The sequence below is a fragment of the Streptomyces alkaliphilus genome (assembly GCF_014141535.1).
GTDB lineage: Bacteria > Actinomycetota > Actinomycetes > Streptomycetales > Streptomycetaceae > Streptomyces > Streptomyces alkaliphilus.
In genome coordinates this window covers 1-438 of record NZ_VKHT01001746.1, presented here as the reverse complement: position 1 = coordinate 438, position 438 = coordinate 1, and the positions used below count along the sequence as shown (strand labels likewise).

1 protein-coding gene is annotated in these 438 nt (G+C 73.7%); it reads left to right on the top strand.

Annotated elements, in window-relative coordinates; genetic code table 11:
• The first annotated feature begins 55 nt into the window (after positions 1–55).
• Positions 56–415, top strand: coding sequence for a histidine triad nucleotide-binding protein (locus tag FNQ90_RS26590; RefSeq protein WP_182608602.1), 360 nt, complete (start codon positions 56–58; stop codon positions 413–415).
• Positions 416–438: the final 23 nt, after the last annotated feature.

The following is a 438-nucleotide window of genomic DNA, read 5'->3' as shown; positions in this document are numbered from 1 at the left end:
GGCGTTCCCGCCCCGCGTCCCACCGGGTGCCCGGGGAACCGGTAGCATCCCGGCCATGGCTGGAGAACCCGACGCGAACTGCCTGTTCTGCAAGATCGTGGCCGGTGAGGTTCCGGCCACCGTGGTCCTGGAGACCGAGACCACGGTGGCCTTCCGGGACATCAACCCCCAGGCCCCCACGCATGTCCTGGTCATCCCCCGCGCCCACTACCCGAACGCGCTCTCCCTCGCGACGGGTGCCCCCGCCGTCGCCGCCGATGTGCTGGCGACCGCCGGCGCCGTCGCCGAGCACGAGGGGGTCGCCGACAGCGGCTACCGGATCGTCCTCAACACCGGCGCGGGTGCCGGCCAGACGGTCTTCCACGTCCACGCGCACCTGCTGGCCGGTCGCGGCCTGGAGTGGCCTCCCGGCTGAGTCCGGCCGCGTCCTCGACCCCC